At 56.8% G+C, this 17,895-nt stretch carries 18 protein-coding genes; 9 read left to right on the forward strand and 9 right to left on the reverse strand.

Features of this window, described 5'->3' with window-relative positions; translation table 11 throughout:
- Positions 1-18: 18 nt before the first annotated feature.
- The 7 genes from VFU50_00230 to dnaK all read right to left on the reverse strand — a co-directional run bounded on the left by VFU50_00230 (position 19) and on the right by dnaK (position 9,038).
- Positions 19-1,773, reverse strand: coding sequence for an ABC transporter ATP-binding protein (locus VFU50_00230; protein ID HEU5231253.1), 1,755 nt, complete (start codon positions 1,771-1,773; stop codon positions 19-21).
- Between the two features lie 126 nt (positions 1,774-1,899).
- A complete protein-coding gene (locus VFU50_00235) occupies positions 1,900-4,206 on the reverse strand; it encodes an LptF/LptG family permease (protein ID HEU5231254.1) in 2,307 nt (768 codons plus the stop codon).
- A gap of 166 nt (positions 4,207-4,372) precedes the next feature.
- The gene (locus tag VFU50_00240) at positions 4,373-4,774 is read right to left on the reverse strand and encodes a helix-turn-helix transcriptional regulator (protein HEU5231255.1); all 402 of its coding nucleotides are present in this window, start codon (positions 4,772-4,774) and stop codon (positions 4,373-4,375) included.
- A 110-nt stretch (positions 4,775-4,884) separates the two neighbouring features.
- Positions 4,885-6,108 (reverse strand): J domain-containing protein, encoded by a 1,224-nt coding sequence (locus tag VFU50_00245; protein ID HEU5231256.1) that lies wholly within the window; start codon positions 6,106-6,108, stop codon positions 4,885-4,887.
- Between the two features lie 69 nt (positions 6,109-6,177).
- Positions 6,178-6,735 (reverse strand): nuclear transport factor 2 family protein, encoded by a 558-nt coding sequence (locus VFU50_00250; protein ID HEU5231257.1) that lies wholly within the window; start codon positions 6,733-6,735, stop codon positions 6,178-6,180.
- Between the two features lie 48 nt (positions 6,736-6,783).
- A complete protein-coding gene (locus VFU50_00255; GenBank protein ID HEU5231258.1) occupies positions 6,784-6,954 on the reverse strand; it encodes a hypothetical protein in 171 nt (56 codons plus the stop codon).
- Between the two features lie 164 nt (positions 6,955-7,118).
- Positions 7,119-9,038, reverse strand: coding sequence for a molecular chaperone DnaK (gene dnaK / locus VFU50_00260; protein ID HEU5231259.1), 1,920 nt, complete (start codon positions 9,036-9,038; stop codon positions 7,119-7,121).
- 285 nt (positions 9,039-9,323) lie between these two features.
- On the opposite strand from dnaK, the gene VFU50_00265 reads away from it, so the two are divergent.
- The 6 genes from VFU50_00265 (at position 9,324) to VFU50_00290 (ending at position 13,384) form a co-directional block, all read left to right on the forward strand.
- Complete coding sequence (locus tag VFU50_00265) at positions 9,324-10,670, forward strand: APC family permease (GenBank protein ID HEU5231260.1); 1,347 nt, start codon at positions 9,324-9,326, stop codon at positions 10,668-10,670.
- 130 nt (positions 10,671-10,800) lie between these two features.
- Complete coding sequence (locus tag VFU50_00270; GenBank protein HEU5231261.1) at positions 10,801-11,307, forward strand: sigma-70 family RNA polymerase sigma factor; 507 nt, start codon at positions 10,801-10,803, stop codon at positions 11,305-11,307.
- Positions 11,304-11,663, forward strand: a complete 360-nt coding sequence (locus tag VFU50_00275; GenBank protein ID HEU5231262.1) for a hypothetical protein — start codon at positions 11,304-11,306, stop codon at positions 11,661-11,663. The genes VFU50_00270 and VFU50_00275 overlap by 4 nt, the downstream gene beginning before the upstream one ends.
- Entirely contained in the window at positions 11,660-12,205 is a 546-nt protein-coding gene (locus VFU50_00280) for a DUF4252 domain-containing protein (protein ID HEU5231263.1), read from the forward strand. The genes VFU50_00275 and VFU50_00280 overlap by 4 nt, the downstream gene beginning before the upstream one ends.
- Positions 12,202-12,663 carry a hypothetical protein gene (locus tag VFU50_00285; GenBank protein ID HEU5231264.1) on the forward strand — a complete coding sequence of 154 codons (462 nt, stop codon included), beginning with the start codon at positions 12,202-12,204 and terminating at the stop codon, positions 12,661-12,663. The genes VFU50_00280 and VFU50_00285 overlap by 4 nt, the downstream gene beginning before the upstream one ends.
- A gap of 136 nt (positions 12,664-12,799) precedes the next feature.
- Positions 12,800-13,384, forward strand: a complete 585-nt coding sequence (locus tag VFU50_00290) for a YceI family protein (GenBank protein ID HEU5231265.1) — start codon at positions 12,800-12,802, stop codon at positions 13,382-13,384.
- A 44-nt stretch (positions 13,385-13,428) separates the two neighbouring features.
- On the opposite strand, the gene VFU50_00295 is transcribed toward VFU50_00290, so the two are convergent.
- On the reverse strand, positions 13,429-14,712 hold the full coding sequence (locus VFU50_00295) for a Xaa-Pro peptidase family protein (protein HEU5231266.1): 1,284 nt from the start codon (positions 14,710-14,712) through the stop codon (positions 13,429-13,431).
- Positions 14,713-15,232: 520 nt separating this feature from the next.
- Between VFU50_00295 and VFU50_00300 the strand changes: the two genes are divergently transcribed.
- The 3 genes from VFU50_00300 to VFU50_00310 all read left to right on the forward strand — a co-directional run bounded on the left by VFU50_00300 (position 15,233) and on the right by VFU50_00310 (position 17,171).
- Positions 15,233-15,670, forward strand: a complete 438-nt coding sequence (locus tag VFU50_00300; GenBank protein ID HEU5231267.1) for a hypothetical protein — start codon at positions 15,233-15,235, stop codon at positions 15,668-15,670.
- 97 nt (positions 15,671-15,767) lie between these two features.
- The gene (locus tag VFU50_00305) at positions 15,768-16,724 is read left to right on the forward strand and encodes a hypothetical protein (protein HEU5231268.1); all 957 of its coding nucleotides are present in this window, start codon (positions 15,768-15,770) and stop codon (positions 16,722-16,724) included.
- A 171-nt stretch (positions 16,725-16,895) separates the two neighbouring features.
- A complete protein-coding gene (locus VFU50_00310; GenBank protein HEU5231269.1) occupies positions 16,896-17,171 on the forward strand; it encodes a hypothetical protein in 276 nt (91 codons plus the stop codon).
- Between the two features lie 27 nt (positions 17,172-17,198).
- Here VFU50_00310 and VFU50_00315 read toward each other — a convergent pair whose 3' ends face one another.
- Positions 17,199-17,807, reverse strand: a complete 609-nt coding sequence (locus VFU50_00315) for a hypothetical protein (GenBank protein ID HEU5231270.1) — start codon at positions 17,805-17,807, stop codon at positions 17,199-17,201.
- Positions 17,808-17,895 lie beyond the last annotated feature (88 nt).

The raw sequence follows: 17,895 nt of genomic DNA on the forward strand, positions 1-17,895 counted from the left end.
TCAGGGCCAGAGCGAATGCTATTGCACGCTCTCCAACTCTTCTTCGAGGAGTTGCTTGTTGTACAGATCGGCGTAGTAGCCATCGCGCGCGATCAGTTCGTCGTGTGTCCCTAGTTCGACAATCGATCCTCCGTACAGCACCGCGATTTGATCGGCTGCACGTACCGTGGAAACGCGATGTGAAATGAAGATCGTTGTGCGTCCGCGCATGATCTCGCGCAGGTGAGTCAAGATGCGCTCTTCGGTGTAGGTGTCGACGCTGGCCAGCGCGTCGTCGAGGATGAGGATTCGAGGATTGCGGATGATCGCGCGCGCAATTGCGGTGCGCTGCTTTTGTCCGCCGGATAGTGTAAGTCCGCGCTCGCCGACAATGGTTGCGTACTTCTGGGGGAAGCCCTCGATATCCTGCGCAAAGCTCGCCGCTTCTGCTGCGTGTTCGACATCCGCGTCAAAAGCGTTCTCCACGCCAAAAGCGATGTTCTCGCGAATACTCGTGCTGAAAAGGAAGGTCTCCTGCGGGACGAAGCCGATATTTCTGCGCAGAGTCTCCAAAGGAAATTCGCTGATCTCACGAGCATCGAGCAGAAATGTCCCGCGCGGCGCATCATAGATGCGCGGAATCAGGCTGACGAGCGTGCTCTTTCCCGATCCGGTCGGACCGACGATCGCAAGGCTCGTCCCTGCAGGAATGTGCAGGTTGATATTCTTGAGAACTTTGCCGCCGGCCGGATATGAGAAGTTCAGATTTCTAAATTCGAGGTCGCCTCGCGTTTCAGAGACATGTCTCAAATCGGGAGCAACAGCCGCATCAGTGATGGTTGGCTTTTCGGAAAAGATTTCGTTGATGCGGCCTAGCGAAGCGGTACCGCGCTGAAACAGATTAATGACCCAGCCCAGCGCGATCACCGGCCAGGTGAGCTGGACCATATACGTGTTGTAGGCGACGAACTGGCCAACGTTCATGCGGCCCAGCAGCACTTCGCGTCCGCCAAGCCAGAGAACGAGGATGATGGCGAGGCCGAGCAGAGTCTCCAGAGTCGGCCAGAGCATGCCGATCAGGCGAACGAGTTTCAGGCTGCGTGAGATGTATTCCTGGTTCGCATTCTCGAAGAGTTCGATCTCGGCCTCTTCTTGGACGTACGCGCGCACCAGCCGCGCACCCGAGAAGTTCTCCTGCGCTCGCGCTGAAATATCCGAGAAGGTTGCCTGAATTCTTTCGAAGCGTTCGTGAATGCGGCGCCCGAAGTACTGAACCAAAATGCTCGCTGCAGGAAGCGGCAAGAACGCAAAGAGTGTCAGCCGTGGGCTGATGTTCAGCATGAACGCCAGTGCGCCGGCCGTGAAGATGATCGTATTGGCCGTGTACATGATCGCCGGACCAAGGAGCATGCGTACGGCGTTCAGATCGTTTGTGGCGCGAGCCATGATGTCGCCCACTCGCGTGCGCTGGTAGTACGAATATGAGAGCGATTCGAGATGCTTGAAGAGATCATTGCGCAGATCGAACTCAATCTCGCGCGAGATGCCGATCAGGATCCAGCGCATCAGAAACTGGAAAATGCCCTTGCTGACAGCAATACCGATCAAAGCCAAGGAGTAAGTAACGATCTTGTGTTGAGTGACGCCGACATTCAGATCGTTAATTGCTCGTCCGATGACCTGAGGGAAAAGAATCCAGATCGCGTTGTTGAGCAGCAGGGCGACGCCACCCCAGAAGAACTTAACGCGGTAGCGATACAGATATGGCTTGAGAGGATTGAGTCTTTTGAACATCGAGATCTGAGGATGCGAGGGTGCAGATATCTAAACTGGAGTCAGTACCGCCTGCGGTAGCAGGTGGGTGTGTACGCAATCACCCATCCGCTACCGCGGACGGTACTGACTCCGTCTCGTTCCATCTTACGTCGGCACCTTCAGCATGAAGTAGCCGCCGGCCAGCGCGAAGATCACATCTGGGGACCAGGCGGCGAGAGCTGCTGGTAGTTGGTTCACGTTGCCCATCGCTTCGAACAATCCACTCGTGATCCAGTACACCACCGCAATCCCGATAGCGGTGGCAACACCACGCAACGCACCTTGCCGTCCAGCGGACAGTGCAAACGGAATCGCCAAAATGGACATCACGAGCGTGATCAGCGGGAATGAGAGCTTCTTATAGAGCTGCACCTTGAGCCGCACCACTTCAAAGCCACCCTGCTCCAGCTCGCGGATGTAGGATCTCAGCTCGTCGAAGTTCATCTCCGAGGACTGCTTCACCTCTTTCTTGAAGTAGCTCGGCGGCTCGTCGATGTCGGAGAACGTAGTCACGTCAAAGGTGCGGTAATCCTTAACGTTCGTGGGTGCGAGAGTGCGCACCCAACCACGCTCGAAGATCCATTTGCGCAGCGAATCGTTCCAGAAGACGCGCGTGGCAAACGTGCGCTCGGTAAGCGCGAATGCTTTGGGATCGAGATCGAAGACTGAAAGGTTGGCAAACTGATTTCGCTCGCTGTCGAAGAATTCGTAGTAGTAGATTTCGTGATGCTGACCGAAGATCCACTTGTGTTGCGGATTTAAGTAGGTCTGCGCCGGTTTTCCCTTGATCTCGTTGCGGAGCGCGTCCTGCCGCTTATTCGCGTGCGGAAGATAAAACTGGTCGAAGAGAAAGAGTGCCGCCGACAGCATTCCTGCCAGCACCAGCACAGGAACGATCAGCCGATAGAGGCTGATGCCCGTCGCCTTCATGGCCGTCAGCTCGTTTGATTTTTGCAGCAATCCGAAGGTTACAAGCACGGCAATGAGCACGCTGAGCGGCGTCATAAGGTAGAGCATCGAGGGGATCACATTGACGAGGTACTCGCCAACGGTAATCAGCGCGATGCGATTGCGCACGATATCGCCCAGCAGCTCGAAGAAGCTGAAGACCAACGTGAGCACGACGAACGTCGCCAGCACCAGTCCGAGATATTCCAGGAACTGCCGCAATACATAATCGTCAAGAATGAGCGGAAACCGCGAACCTCCCTTTCGCAGCAGTGACGTGCTCTCAGCGGTCTGCGCCTTCGGACCACCGCGCCAGAACCTCTGAACGAATTCCTTCCAAACAGCTCGGAATGAAATTACGTCGAGGCTGGAGCGTTGCACGCGGAACAGCAAAATCAGACCTGCGATGGCGAAGGCAATATCCGCACCCCACACACCCAGTGGAGGCGAAACCTTTCCCTGACGCGCGAAAGCGATGCCGGCGCTCAGCGCGAAGTAATAGAGAAAAACCAGCAGGATCGTGAGAATAAATCCGGTCGATTTCCCGCCCTTCTTCGACGAGAGTCCCAATGGGATTCCCACGAACATCAGCACCAGGCACGAGGCCGCCAGCGCGAACCTGCGATGGAATTCAATCCAGTACCAACGCGATTTCGCGCGGTCGCTGTGCTCGGCTCGCGACAGAACTTCGCTGGTTGTAAGTTCTGCTGCCGGCACGAGGTCGCGAGAGGGCGGAGGAACAGCCGGCGGCAGAGCAATCGGAATATCCGTCTGATCGAAGGTCGAGATGGTGTACTGATTCGGGTTGTTAGGATCGGTCTCCTGCTGGCTGCCGTTCTCAAGGTGCATGCGCAGCGTGTCATTTTCGGTAACGACGGTTGCGCGCTCAGCCAGCGTAATCTTCGGCGCTGAAGGGTTTGCGATGTCCGCCAGAAAAACGTTCTTCCACAGCGCTGCGCCGGAAGCGGGTTCCACGTCCTGCACATACAGCACGTAGCCTTTGAGATCTTCATAAAAAACTCGCGGTTGGATCTCAAATGAAATCTGCGAAGTCTTCAGCGAATTCTGCAAATCCGCAAGCGCTGCTGCGGATCGTGGAGCAATGATGATGTTGTTCAGCAGCGCAATACCCAGCGCACCTGTGGCAAAGATGCTGATGATTCCGACAAACCGCCACGCGCCAATGCCGCTGGCGCGCAGAGCCGTGACTTCGCTGTCGGCGGCCATGCGTGAGAGGCCAATGAGAATTCCCACGAGCACGCCCATTGGCAAGGTAAACGTGAGTGCCGTGGGAACGGTGAGGAAAAAGATCTCAGCCACGCTCGGAATCGGCGCGCTGTTGCGCACAACCAACTCGAGGATGCGGCTCACATCGCGCATGAAAATCACAAACGTGAACAGCGCCGCGCCGATTAACCCGTGGGAGAAGACCTCCCAGAGAATGTAGCGAGTGAGAATCCGCATAGTTGCAGGATGATTTCAGTCTAGAGCATTTTTGCTGAAACGGTGCTGGTGGACCCTAGACACGAAGTCGATATTATGGACGGATCCATCGCGTCGAGAACGGACAGACTGCGTCGTCGGGATGCCTAATAGGAAACACGAGGGTTTAGCTCAAGACCAAGTGTCGTTAGCGCTTCCGCTCTCTTACATTGGGCAGGACAGGGCGATGAAGAGGGATTATCGCGCCCTTACTTGGATCGGAGTGCGCTGCCGCAGCACGCGAGAAGACTTCGCTCTGCACAAACTTCACGAACTCCTGCATCTGCCGCTGCATCTCTTCCATGCGTTCGCGCATGTTGAGGATGATCGCAATGCCGGAGATGTTCACGCCCAGGTCGCGGGCGAGGCTGAGAATAAATTCCAGACGCTCAAGATCTGCATCCGTGTAGAGACGCGTGTTGCCTTCCGTCCGCGAAGGTTTGAGCAGACCTTCGCGCTCATAGAGCCGAAGCGTCTGCGGATGAATACCGTACATCTCAGCGACAGCCGAGATCATGTACGCACCTTGTTTACGTCGTTTGGTTGGCATGAACTTTTTGTGGTGTCATTCCGAAGCCGCGTTGTTTGCGGCTGAGGAATCCCTAACGTTATAGAAACTCTACAGGGATTGCTCACTTCATTCGGAATGACAACAACAGACTAGTAGCTCGTCTTTCCCCACAGCTCCGCCCGGGGATCTTCCGCATTCAGCCGCGCCAATTCTCGCATAAGCTCCCGCGAGCGCTCATCGCGCAATTGGGGCACGGCAATCTTGACTTCGACGATCTCGTCTCCGCGCACGCCTTCTTTCGTTGCTGAAGGCACACCTTTTTCTCTCATGCGCAGCTTTTGTCCGCTCTGCGTCCCGGGCGGAATCTTTAGCTGCGCTCGTCCGTCGATCGTGGGTACCTCGATCTTTGCGCCTAACGCGGCCTCGCTGATCGAGATAGGCACGGTGACGTGAATGTCATCACCATCACGGTGAAAAACCGAGTGCTGTTCGATACGAATGATGATAAACAGATCGCCTGCAGGGCCGCCGCCGCGTCCGGCGTTGCCTTTGCCCGCGATACGGATACGCTGACCGTCGCGCGTGCCCGGCTTAATGCGCACTTCGAGCGGCTCGGTCACACTAATCAGGCCCTGCCCATGGCAGTTCGGGCACTCGTTCATGATCTGTCCACTTCCGTGACAACGCGGGCAGGCCATGTTGAACTTCATGCGTCCACTGGTCTGCGTGACCTGACCTGTGCCTTTGCAGTCCGGACACGTCTTGCCTGAGCCGACCGTTGCGGTGCCTTTGCACATCGGGCAGACGTCTTGTCTCGTGATGTTCAGGCGCATGACCGTGCCGCGAATTGCCTGCCAGAATCCAACGGTGACCTGATATTCAAGTTCTGTTCCCGGCTCGGGAGCTTGCGGTTCGGGGCGAGCGCCGCCTCCAGAAAAAATACTGGAGAAGATATCGCGGAAACCTCCTCCGCCAGCTCCGGACTGCGCCCGCCCAGCTCCGCTGGCGAAATCGGAAAAATCGAAACCGCCGAAATCAAAGGGAACTCCCTGCGCGCCGCCTCCGCTTCGCGTGTAGGCTGCGCCGGGAAAGCCTCCTGCTCCGCCTGCGCGCGCGTAGGCTTCGGCCGTTGCGGGATCGATGTTGTCGGAGTAGAAGCCGACCTGGTCGTAGATCTTGCGTTTCTTGGGATCGCTGAGAACGTCGTTGGCTTCAGAGATCTCTTTGAACTTTTCTTCTGCCTTCTTGTCTCCGGGATTGACGTCAGGATGGTATTTGCGCGCAAGCTTCCTGAATGCCTTGCGGATCTCGTCTTCCGAGGCGGTCTTCTTGACACCGAGCGTGGCGTAATAATCTTTGGTTTGCGTTGCCATTGGTTGCGAGGTCAGTACCGTCCGCGGTAGCGGATGGGTAATACTCGGTTGTGTCTACTCACCCATTCGCTACCGCGAAACGGTGCTGACGCGAACTTCTCGACGAACTACTTCTTTCTGCTCAATCGGCGTCGCCTGCCAGGCAACTGCCTGCCATTTGTCGTCGCGCCTCATGAGTGTTCCGGTGTTGCGGAATGTGCGCGTCACCGGCTTGTTGTCCTCGGTCGCGTGCATCACCAGACGAAAGTTCACGACGGCGAAAGGTCCGTACCAGTGAACTTGAAAATCTTCTCCTTCATATGTTGCATTCGCACGTGGCACAGTGGAGTTGCCGGTGTCAGCCAGGATGTCTTTCTTTGTGATCACCTGTCCTGTGCCGCGCGTGTAGATCACGTCATCAGCAAAGAAAAGATCAAACGTTTCACGCTCGTTCTTAGGAACCTCTTTTAGAAAATGCTGAATGGTTGTAATCAGTTTCTGTTTTTCCGTCGTGTCGCTCTTTGTAGCAGGTTTTGAATTGGCAATTGCGGAGTAAAAAGAACCTCGGCCACATCCAAGCATTCCCAAAACGAGAACGATCCCGCACAGCGGGATCGTTTTTCGTGCAACGCCTTGTTTTCGGCTCACTCGAGCTCCGTTGAGAGACGCGTCATGTCGCGCCTCTGCCAATGGGGTTTATGCGTTTCCAACCTGCTGAATTAAGAATAATGTCCCGGGCTCATTGGCCGTCGCATTGCGTACGAACTGTTCGGCGGCTTCGAGCGGAAATAGTCCGGCAACGGGGATCGCTTCCATTGCCAGCGCTCCCAATCGCTTTGCGATTTTCACCACCAAATATTGTTTCATGTCGTTTATTACGGAGATCTGTGCTCCTGGTTCCCTTCTACCTCTATAAACCCTGAATTTGCTCGTGCGTTCCGTGGACGAAGTGGACTTGGTGGACTAAGTGGACAACGCGATTCCGTCCACAAAGTCCACTGACGTCCACAAGGTCCACTTAGTCCATTGCGTTACTTCTTATCCATGTCAACGTACTCAGCGTCGATCACGCCTTCGTCTTTCTTCTTTTCCTCTCCAGGCGAAGCGCCATCCCCTGCCGCGGCCGGCCCGGCTTGCGCTCCGCTGGGCTGAGCTGTTTTGTACATTGCTTCAGCCAGCTTGTGCGAAGCCTGCGTGAGCCGCTCGCGCGCGGAGTTCATCGCGCTTGCGTCGGTGCCTTCGAGCGCCTTCTTGGCATCGGCCAGCGCCGATTCCACATCGGAACGCTCGCTGCCGGAGATCTTGTCTCCATGTTCCTTCAGCATCTTCTCGATTTGATACACCATCGAGTCGAGCTGATTGCGAGCTTCCACTTCCTCGCGCTTGGCTTTGTCTTCTGCAGCGTGCGCATCGGCGTCTTTTGCCATGCGCTCGACTTCCTCTTTGCTTAGACCGGAAGAAGACGTAATGGTTATCTTCTGATCTTTGCCCGTCGCTACATCTTTTGCGGTGACGTTGAGGATGCCGTTCGCGTCGATGTCGAACGTGACCTCGATCTGCGGCACTCCACGAGGAGCCGGTGGGATTCCCGTTAGATGAAATTTCCCCAGCGTACGATTCTGCGCTGCCATCGGACGCTCGCCCTGAAGCACGTGCACTTCGACCGAAGTCTGACTGTCCGCCGCCGTCGAGAACGTTTCCGTCTTCTTGGTTGGAATCGTCGTGTTGCGCGGAATCATGGTCGTCGATACGCCGCCCAGCGTCTCGATCGAGAGCGTGAGCGGAGTCACGTCGAGCAGCAGGAGGTCCTTCACCTCTCCGCCCAGCACGCCCGCCTGCACCGCCGCGCCAACTGCTACGACCTCGTCAGGATTTACGCCCTTGTGTGGCTCTTTCCCAAAAAGATCCTTTACCAGTTGCTGGATTCGCGGCATGCGCGTCTGTCCACCGACGAGCACGACCTCGTCGATTTTGCTGGCGTCGACGCCCGCATCCTTCATTGCTTGCTTGCATGGTCCAACTGAGCGCTGGATGATGTCTTCGACCAATTGTTCCAATTTGGAACGCGTGAGTTTCTTCACCAGGTGTTTCGGACCGCTGGCATCGGCCGTGATGAAGGGCAGGTTGATCTCGCTCTCCATCGCGGTCGAGAGCTCGATCTTGGCCTTCTCCGCTGCGTCGCGCAGACGCTGCAGGGCCATCTCGTTGCCCTTCGAACGCAAATCGAGACCTTCATCTTTCTTGAACTCATCGACGAGCCACTCGACGATGCGCTGGTCGATGTTGTCGCCGCCCAGGTGCGTGTCACCGTTCGTGGACTTCACTTCGATCACGCCTTCCCCGACTTCCAAAATGGAAATGTCGAAGGTGCCGCCGCCGAAGTCGTACACGGCGATGGTCTCGTCTTTCTTCTTGTCGAGACCGTAGGCGAGCGCCGCCGCCGTGGGCTCGTTTACGATTCGCTTTACGTCGAGTCCAGCGATCTTGCCGGCGTCTTTCGTCGCCTGCCGTTGCGCGTCGTTGAAGTACGCGGGGACGGTGATAACCGCTTCCGTGACCGCTCCACCGAGGTAGTCCTCGGCTGCCTTCTTCAGTTTCTGCAGAATCATCGCCGAGATCTGCGGAGGCGTGTACTCCTTGCCCTGCGCGACGACTGCGACGTGGTCGCCCTGACGGACGACTTTGTACGGGACCATCTTCATTTCGTCGTTCACTTCGTCGTAGCGGCGTCCCATGAAGCGCTTGATCGAATAAATCGTGTTCTCGGGATTGGTGATTGCCTGCCGCTTCGCTACCTGGCCGACCAGTCGCTCGCCCGACTTCGTGAATGCGACTACGGATGGGGTGGTCCGCCCGCCTTCTTCGTTCGCGATGACCTTGGGCTCGCCGCCTTCCATGACGGCCACGACTGAGTTTGTCGTGCCCAAGTCGATTCCAATAATCTTTGCCATTGCCGCCTTCTCCTAAACTTGCTGACTTCTGAGTTGCTGATTGCTAAGTGAATGAAAATTCTAAGATGCTGAATTTATAACAGCCGTATTATCAGAGTTGAGTCAGTTATTGTCAACTGTCAGATAGATGCTGGAAACCGGACTCACGATTCTTTGGAACTCACTTTTATTTTCAAGAGGATAGGTGCTGGTGTTAGAATCCGTGATTTTTGATGGCAATAGACAATAAGCGATATGCAGCTTCATCGCGCCTATTGCGTATTGCTTATTGCCTAACGCCCACAGATGACCCTCAGCACCTCACAACCCGCTCATAAAAAAGGCATTACCCTCTGGCCGCTCATCGCCGCCACCTATTTCATGGCTTCCGGCGGACCGTATGGACTGGAGGAGGCGGTCAGCTCGGCTGGATACTCCGGAGCTATTCTGCTGATCCTGGTCACGCCGCTCATCTGGAGCCTTCCTACCGGGCTCATGATTGCCGAGCTGGCAAGTGCGATTCCGGCCGAGGGCGGCTACTACGTCTGGGTGCGGCGAGCGATGGGTCCGTTCTGGGGATTCCAAGAAGCTTGGCTCTCTCTGGCCTCCAGCATCTTCGACCTGGCGATCTATCCGACCCTCTTCGTGGCATACCTCGGCCGGATATTGCCCGGAGCCGACCAAGGCTGGCATGGTGTCGCGATCGGCGCGCTCGTAATTGTCGTGTGCCTGATCTGGAACCTCGCTGGCGGCCGAGCAGTAGGCGAAGGCTCGCTCGGCATGCTCATCCTCATGATTGGACCGTTCGCCGTCCTCATCACCGCCGCCTTTCTGCACTGGGGAAAGATGGGAGGTGTTGCCGGCTCGCAGCCGATCACCCACTCTGGTCTGATTGCCGGGCTGCTGGTCTGCATGTGGAACTACATGGGATACGACAACGCGGCGACCGTTGCGGGAGAAGTTGAGAATCCGCAGCGAACGTATCCCGTCGGCATCATTTTGACGATGCTTCTGGTCGCGATCGATTACTCCACGCCAGTCTTCGCGATGTCTCGAAGCGGAATTGGTCCCGAGCAATGGAGCACCGGATCATGGGCGTCTCTCGGCGGAATGCTCGGCGGCTCCGGCTTGCGGGTCGCGCTGGTTGTTGGTGGCATGGTGAGTTCATTTGGACAATTCAATGCGCTCCTGATGAGCTACTCGCGTCTGCCGTTAGCGATGGCGGAAGACGGATTTCTGCCGCGCGTGTTCGCCCGAGTGCAGCAGCGCACGGGTGCCCCCTATGTTGCGATCATCGCGTGTGCTGTGCTGTACGGAGCATGCCTGGGCTTCGGATTCGATCGCCTCGTCACCCTCGACGTACTGCTTTGGGGCGCAAGCCTGGTGCTGGAATTTCTGGCGTTAATATTCCTGCGTTTGCAGCAGCCGCAACTGGACCGTCCATTCCGCGTGCCGGGAGGCCTGCCAGGAGCAATATTGGTTGCCACTCTCCCGACAGCCTTGCTGATCGTCGCCGGCTTGTATGCCGGTGAAGAACAGATCGCAGGAATGAGCGTATGGCTATTTGGGTTACTGGTGATAAGCGGGGGCGTGCTGGCATATGCACTCTCTCGCGCAACGGCACGGCTGCGCTTCGCTCCGGCGGGCCGCTGATTCAAACCTAGGGCGCAGCTGCGGCTGACTGAATGCAATGCAGTCGGCAGGCAAAAGAAAATGCGTTCACTTACATCGGTTCTGTCGTATCTCTTTGTGAGGACGTAATCAAGGCCGGAAGGTTTGCCGGGTGAAGCTAAGCGCAGCGGCGTTTGCCGATCTGGTTCGGGAGCATCAGGCGATGGTGTTCAGCATCGCCTATCGCTTCCTCCGCGACGCCGCCGCCGCCGAGGAGCTTGCGCAGGATGTCTTCCTGAAGCTCTATCACGAGCTGCCGCGGCTGGAATCGGCAGACCACGTGAAGTTCTGGCTGCGCAAGGTGATCACGCACCGCTCGCTCGATTATGCCCGATCAGCGTATCGACGACATGCTGTAGCTCTCGACGACATTCCGGAGCCCGCCGTCGCTTCTGCAGATTCCGATCCTCTGTTGGCAGCGGCGCTGCGCAAGATGGTGGCGTCGCTTCCGCCTCAAGCACGGATGATTGTGGTCCTGCGTTACGAGGAAGAGATGGAGCCGCACGAAATCGCGGAGATGCTGGCCATACCAGTTGCGACGGTGAAAAGCCGGTTGCGCAGAAGCCTCGCGCTGTTGCGCGGCAAAGCCCAACGCTTGATGGGAGAAACAGTTCGATGAGCGATTTGGAAAAACAACTTCGAAGCGCGTTGCGCCGCTGCGATCCTCCTGCGGGATTTGCGGAGCGCGTGATGGCACATGTCGATCGCGACGCCGCTCGCGATTCTCAGCGAAGCACCGCTTCGTGGAACTGGTGGCTGAAACTCCGCTGGGCGGCTATCCCGGCGCTTGCGGCGATCCTGGTATTCGGCTTCTGGTTGCGAGGCTATGAACAGCGGCAGCAGGAGAAAGAAGCGCTTGCGGCCAAGCAGCAAATCATGCTGGCGCTGCGAATTACTGGAAGCAAGCTGCGCATGGCAAAGGCCAAGGTAAAGGCAGTGGAAGGCGAACGCCTGAAGACGGAGAACACGCTATGAGACGTATTGCGATTTTTATCCTGCTCGCGGGCACGATCGGGTTCGCGCAGGAGATAAAAATGCCTGTCGATCTCGACAAGCTCGCGGCCAAGGCAAGTGAAACGACCGAGGTAACGCTTAACGGCCGGACTCTGCAGCTTGCGGCGAAGTTCATGAACGATGAAGGCGATGAAGAAGCTCGCAACATCGTGAAGAAGCTGAAGGGAATCTACGTGCGCAGTTTCGAGTTCGATTCACCGGGCCAATATTCCGAGGCAGACGTGGAATCCGTTCGTTCGCAACTGAAGTCTCCAGTATGGGAGAAAGTTGTGAATGTACACAGCAAGCGCGAGGGTGAGAACGCGGAGATCTACTTCAAGACGGATTCCAGCGATCAGATCGCGGGCCTGGTAGTGATTGCCGCCGATCCGAAAGAACTCACGATCGTGCACATCGATGGGCCACTCGATCCCAGCGACCTCGACAAGATCGGCGGTGATTTTGGTGTCCCACGGCTTGAGACGCGTCCGCAGACGAAGCCGACGAAAGCAGGTACACGATGAAACGCCCGATGATGGTGTTGGCTATCCTCTTCGTCGCTGCGTCCACTCTATCTCATGCATCTGAAATGGACCGCGTTGCGGGTGCCGTCGGAGCGCAACTGGGTGTACGGCGAACCCATATCCCGATGCTTGGATTAGCCATGTTCGTCGGCAAAGTAGCCACCGCCTTCCAGATGCCTGGTGCGAAGCTGGCAATCTTCGAAGATGAACGACTCTCAAATTGCACGCTGCAGCAACTTGAAAGCGCGGTTTCGAGTGCCCTCGGGCCGGAATGGAGTCCGTTTGTGAAATCTATTTCGAATCATGGCGGAGAGCAGACTTGGATTTATCTTCGTGCACAGGGCAAGGGCATCCAGATGTTTATCGCGACTGCGGAACCAGGTGAGATCTCATTAATTGAAGTGAAAGCCAACGAGCGCCAGATGCAGCGCTGGATCAAAGACAAGGACATGGAGTAGCCCATTTCTACCCGGGGCTGTGCACTCCGGCCGCTTCGTCCCCGGATGCTATTTCGCGCGAAATTTTGTACCTCAAAGTACAATGTCCGGCATCTCTGACTGAGCACGTATTTCACATCCCTTTTCAGGAGACTTCATGAGACGTCGTGTATTCCCGTTTTTAGCCGCTGTTCTGTTTGCAACCGCCGCCTGGGCACAAGGTTCGGAGTGGCAAATCGACCCGGCACACACCACGGTTGGCTTTACCGTGCGCCACATGGGCATCAGCAACGTCCACGGACGGTTCACGAAAGTAAGCGGCACGGCTAACATCGACGACAGCGACATCACCAAATCGAGCGTGAATGCGACCATGGACATCGCCTCGATCACCACTGGCAACGACAGCCGTGACAACGATCTTCGCAGCCCGAACTACTTCGACGCCGCCCAGTTCCCGACTATGACGTTCAAATCCAAGAGCGTGACTAAGAATGGCGACAACAAGCTCAAAATTGTTGGCGACCTGACGATCAAGGGCGTAACGAAAGAAGTCACTCTGGACGTGGACGGTCCGTCATCTCCGATCAAGATGGGCCCCAATCAGCGACGTGGACTCTCGGCTAGTACTTCCATCAACCGCAAGGATTTTGGTGTAGGCGCCAAGACACCATCGGCAATGGTTGGTGAAGAGATCAAGATCCAAATTGATGCAGAACTAACGCAGAAGGCTGGGCAGTAGGAACATCGGGTGATCTGAAGATGGCCCGATCACCCGATTGCTCGTCAATTCCCAAACGGATCCTCCAGCGATGGGCTCTGCGGCGTGAATAGCTCAGCGCCGTCTTCAGTGATGTGCATGTCGTCCTCGAGGCGCACGCCGAATTCTCCACGGATATAAATTCCCGGCTCATCGCTGAATGTCATTCCAGGATGTAACGCCAGAGTGTCGCCATGAACGAGGTATGGCCACTCGTGTCCATCCATACCGATGCCATGGCCGAGGCGATGCGTGAAGTACTTGTAGCCAGGGCCGTAGCCCGCATCGGTAATGACTTTCCTTGCTGCGGCATCTACTGATTGAGCTTCGACTCCTGGCTTGGCTTGCTTCAGCGCCGCACTCTGGGCCCGGTGAACGATGTCAAAGACCGACCGCATTTTGTCGGTCGGCTTTCCCAGAACGAACGTGCGGCTGATGTCAGATTGATAGCCTTCGACGGTGCATCCGTCGTCAATCAGCACGATCGTTCCTTCGCGAATGACCTGCGGCTTGGCTGAGCCGTGGGGGAGCGCAGACCATTCTCCAACGTTCACGCTGGCATCGCCCCGAAATCCCAGTTTGCCGTAAGCCTCAGAGATCAGGTTGGCAAAATCGTACTGTGTCATGCCGGGCTGGAGGGCTTTGTACACAGCTTCGTACGCCTGCAGCGTTACCTGATTCGCCAGTCGCATCAGCTCGAGTTCATGTGCAGTCTTGATCATGCGACAGCCGGCGGTTACTGGGGTGGCGCTGGTAATCGTCACCTGCGGCGCAGCCTTGGCCACACCGTCGCTGAAGACGAACGTCGTTCGTTCTTCAATCCCCAGCCGTCCAGCACCAATCCCGCGATCCTTCAGCCCTGCCGCTACTAAGCGATAGGGATCTTGATCTTCCTGCCAGGTACGCACGTCGGCGTTGTTGCCGCCGGGACCGTTCGCGATCTGCTCGCGCGCACGATCTTCCTCGAAGGCCGGACAAACGTAGAACGGGTCGCCTTTCGCCGGAATGATCGCCGCAAACAGCCGCTCACTGTTCCACCAGCGGATATTGGTGAAGTACAGCAGCGAGGTGCCGCCGATCATGAAGATCGCGTCCAGCTTGTTGTCGCGCATAAGTTGTCGCGCGCGTTCGAGCCGCTCACGCCGTTCTTCTACCGTGATTGGCCTGGCTTCACTCTTTCGCGACTGAAGTTCGGCAATTGATGGGGGCAGAGCCGTAGCTTTGGGTTCTTGTGCGTGTGCAATTTCGGGAATGAGAGCCGCTGCACCGGATAGTCCTGCGAGCTTGGAAAATTCGCGACGAGTAATCATGAGCGAGCGAATTATATCGGGTCAATGGATCGGGTGATCGGGCCATCGGGTAAAGTGAAAGCAACACCAAAGGCAAAACAGGACGCGGATTGCGCGGATGCTTCGCCCGCGGATTCACGCGGAAGTGGGACGGTGTTATTTTGTTGCTACTTCAACGGTCCTGCACGATAAAAGAAGCCGCGGTCCGCCTATGGGTTGAAAGGGAAATGTTTCTCAAAATTCCGCGTTAATCCGCGTCCCATCCGCGAAATCCGCGTCAGGTTTTGGTCCTTCACTTCTCCCGATCACCCGATGGCCCGATCTGGACCTCAGGCAACCATTTTGATTGCATCATCGAACTCGCTAGTAACACTTGCATTTCTTCCAGTGCAGGTAGGAATTTCCCGTAACGCGAGAACATGACCTACTGCGCGTTACCAGGCGTAAGTTGCTGAAAATACAACCTGCTGCTCTGAATTCAGCATCTACTCTGGATATGGCACAGCGTCTGCAATTCGTCTCCTGTTCACCAGGAGGCGCCATGAAGTCGCTATTCGCAGTTTGCATTTTGCTCATTTTGGGTTCATTTGCGTTCGCCAAATCCAAAGATGAGCCTGTCTTCCATCAGACCGGAACGATTACCAACATGGACGCAGTGGCATGCGGCGTCGATGAAAACAGCGGCAAGAGCTTTGCCGGAGAGATCCTTGGCACAGACGGCGCGCACAAGAAGTCGCGCGAAATGCTGTGCCAGGAGTACGTACTCAAGACCGACCGCGTGATGTATCGCATTCGTCCGCGCGACGACAAGCATCCTGTTCTGCTGCCTGTGGGCGAGCGCGCTGAGTTCCGCATTAAGAAAGACAAGCTTTTGCTTGCCGTACCGGAACTCGACGGAAAAGAGCGCGAGTACTCGGTGACGTCGATGCAGATGATCAACACCGACTCGCGCAGTACCAGCGACCGGGCAGCCAGGTAATCCTTGGGCGCAGCGCGATTCATCTTGAAATCCATTGCGCAACGACATTCGATTTTCAGCTTTAGTTTCGATTCGGGAGTTAAAGGAGAGAGAAAGTATGAAGCAGTTCTTGATTGCAGTTGCGACGGCAAGTCTCTTGAGTTTGGGAGCATCCGCCCAGACTGGCGCAGAAGCTAGTGGCTCAGCCAATACCAACACCAGCGTTCAGGCTGGACAGACAAACGCGAATGTGAATTCCAGCATCTCCGTCGATGCCGGGGTGAATGCTCACCGGCATGGATCAAATGCGAACGCCGGCGGTGAAAGTTCCAGCGCGGCTTCGGTAAACGGCGCAGCCGTAAACACGAATAGCGCCGGATCACTCGCCGCGGGCACAACCATTCCCGCAACGCTGAGCAAACCAATTGACGCCCGCAAAGCGAAGTCCGGAGATCAGGTCGTCGCCAAGACGACGCAGGACGTCCGTTCCGATTCGGGAGTAGTCCTTCCCCGAGGTTCGCGCCTGATGGGTCATGTCACCGACGCCAAAGCAAAAGCCAAGGGGGATTCGGAATCCGCGCTCGGAATTGCGTTCGACCAAGCGGTATTGAAGAACGGGCAGCAGATTCCGTTAAACGCGAGCATCCGCGCGCTGGCTGCATCGGCCAACAGCGCCTCGGCCAGCATGGGTGACGACAACTTCGGATCGGCGAGCAACTCCTCGCTCGGCAGCGATGTTTCGGGGTCTGCTCCTCGCGCTGGTGGCGGCCTACTCGGCGGAGCGGGCAATGTAGCGGGCGGAGCTACCAGTGCGGTCGGGAGTACGGCTGGCGGCGCCGTGAACGGCGTAGGCAACACTGCAGCGGGCGTTGGAGCCAATGCCGGCGGCACACTCAGCGGAGCTACGCGCGGAGCTGCGGGCCAGCTCACCTCGCAGAGTCAGGGTGTGGTCGGCCTGCGCGGTCTGTCACTCAGCAGCGCTGCCTCGAACAGCGCCAGCGGATCCGTCATCACATCGACGGGGAAAAATGTAAAGCTCGACAGCGGAACGCAGATGTTGCTGCAGGTGAAGTAATAGGTATTTGCGGGAACGTAATCGTAAGTCATTGCGTTCCCCTAAACCTTTCCTTCGTTCTGAATCTCCTCCCAAACTGCCTTCCCAAGACGTAACACCCGGGCGAGGGCGCCCGGCTCCACGTTTCTTGGCCAGGCCACTCAATCCCGAGTAGCATCCATCTCACTGGCTATGGAAGGAAAGCTCAGCAGACTCATCGCTGCAGGTACTCTGGCGGCAGCCCTCACTTTTTCAGTGGCATGCAATTACTCGGCAGCTCCGGAGAAGAATGCCTCTATGTCGGAGCAGGAAACATCGCATGAGCGTACGCCGGCGGATGGTGGCACGCAGACCACCAACAAACGCAGCGTTCCGGTGAAGCCTCCTGCGCCTGAAAACCTCAAGCAAGGCAGCGCAGTGCCGCCGGCGGCCGCAGACCAGACTCGTCCCCATCCGCAGCAGCAATAGCTGGGCGCGCTCGTTGCCGACGAGCGCCTAAGCGGCGTGAGCACTGATCGCGACAGCCTTGGAGTTCTTCACGATCGCTGCCGCAACCAGGCCGATGCACACGTATCCCATGATTTCTGTGAACGCATAACCTGCGGTGTAGCTGCCGGGGAATCCATACCACGTCCAATAAGAAATGTTGGTGGTGATTCCCGCCATCACGCCCGCAAGGGCGACGAAGCCTACGCGCGCTCCATAACTCCGCAATCCGGCAAAGGCGAGCAAGATCGCCGCGAGCAGCGCCTGGACAACATTCGTGCCGAGTTCCATCAAAAGTTGACCGGCGCTGATCGCCTTTTGCCCGCTCGAGTGATACACAAGAATTCCGCTCGGGCCGTTGGCGACCTTCTGCTGATACACGTTCATCGCGGCATTCCGTTCCGTGCGGGAAGCGCCGGGAGCGACTCCCAATCCGGGAAAGAAGTAAAAGCCGGACTGCTGCGGGAGATTGCTCTTCATTGCTCCCATCATTGCCTGTTCATTGGGGATGTCCTGAATTCCGAGCGAGCCGAGTCCAAGAGCCATGTGGGCGATCGAAGACCAGAGAAACATCGCCAGCCCGCCCAGAACGGCGGCCAGCACTATACGTTTTGCCATTGAATCTCTCCTGTGGGTTCGGCGGATTATGCCTCAGAAAGTCCATGCAGGAAAGACTTTTGTACACAGATGCTTCCGCGATGGGATC

Source organism: Terriglobales bacterium, assembly GCA_035764005.1.
Taxonomy (GTDB): domain Bacteria; phylum Acidobacteriota; class Terriglobia; order Terriglobales; family Acidobacteriaceae; genus Gp1-AA112.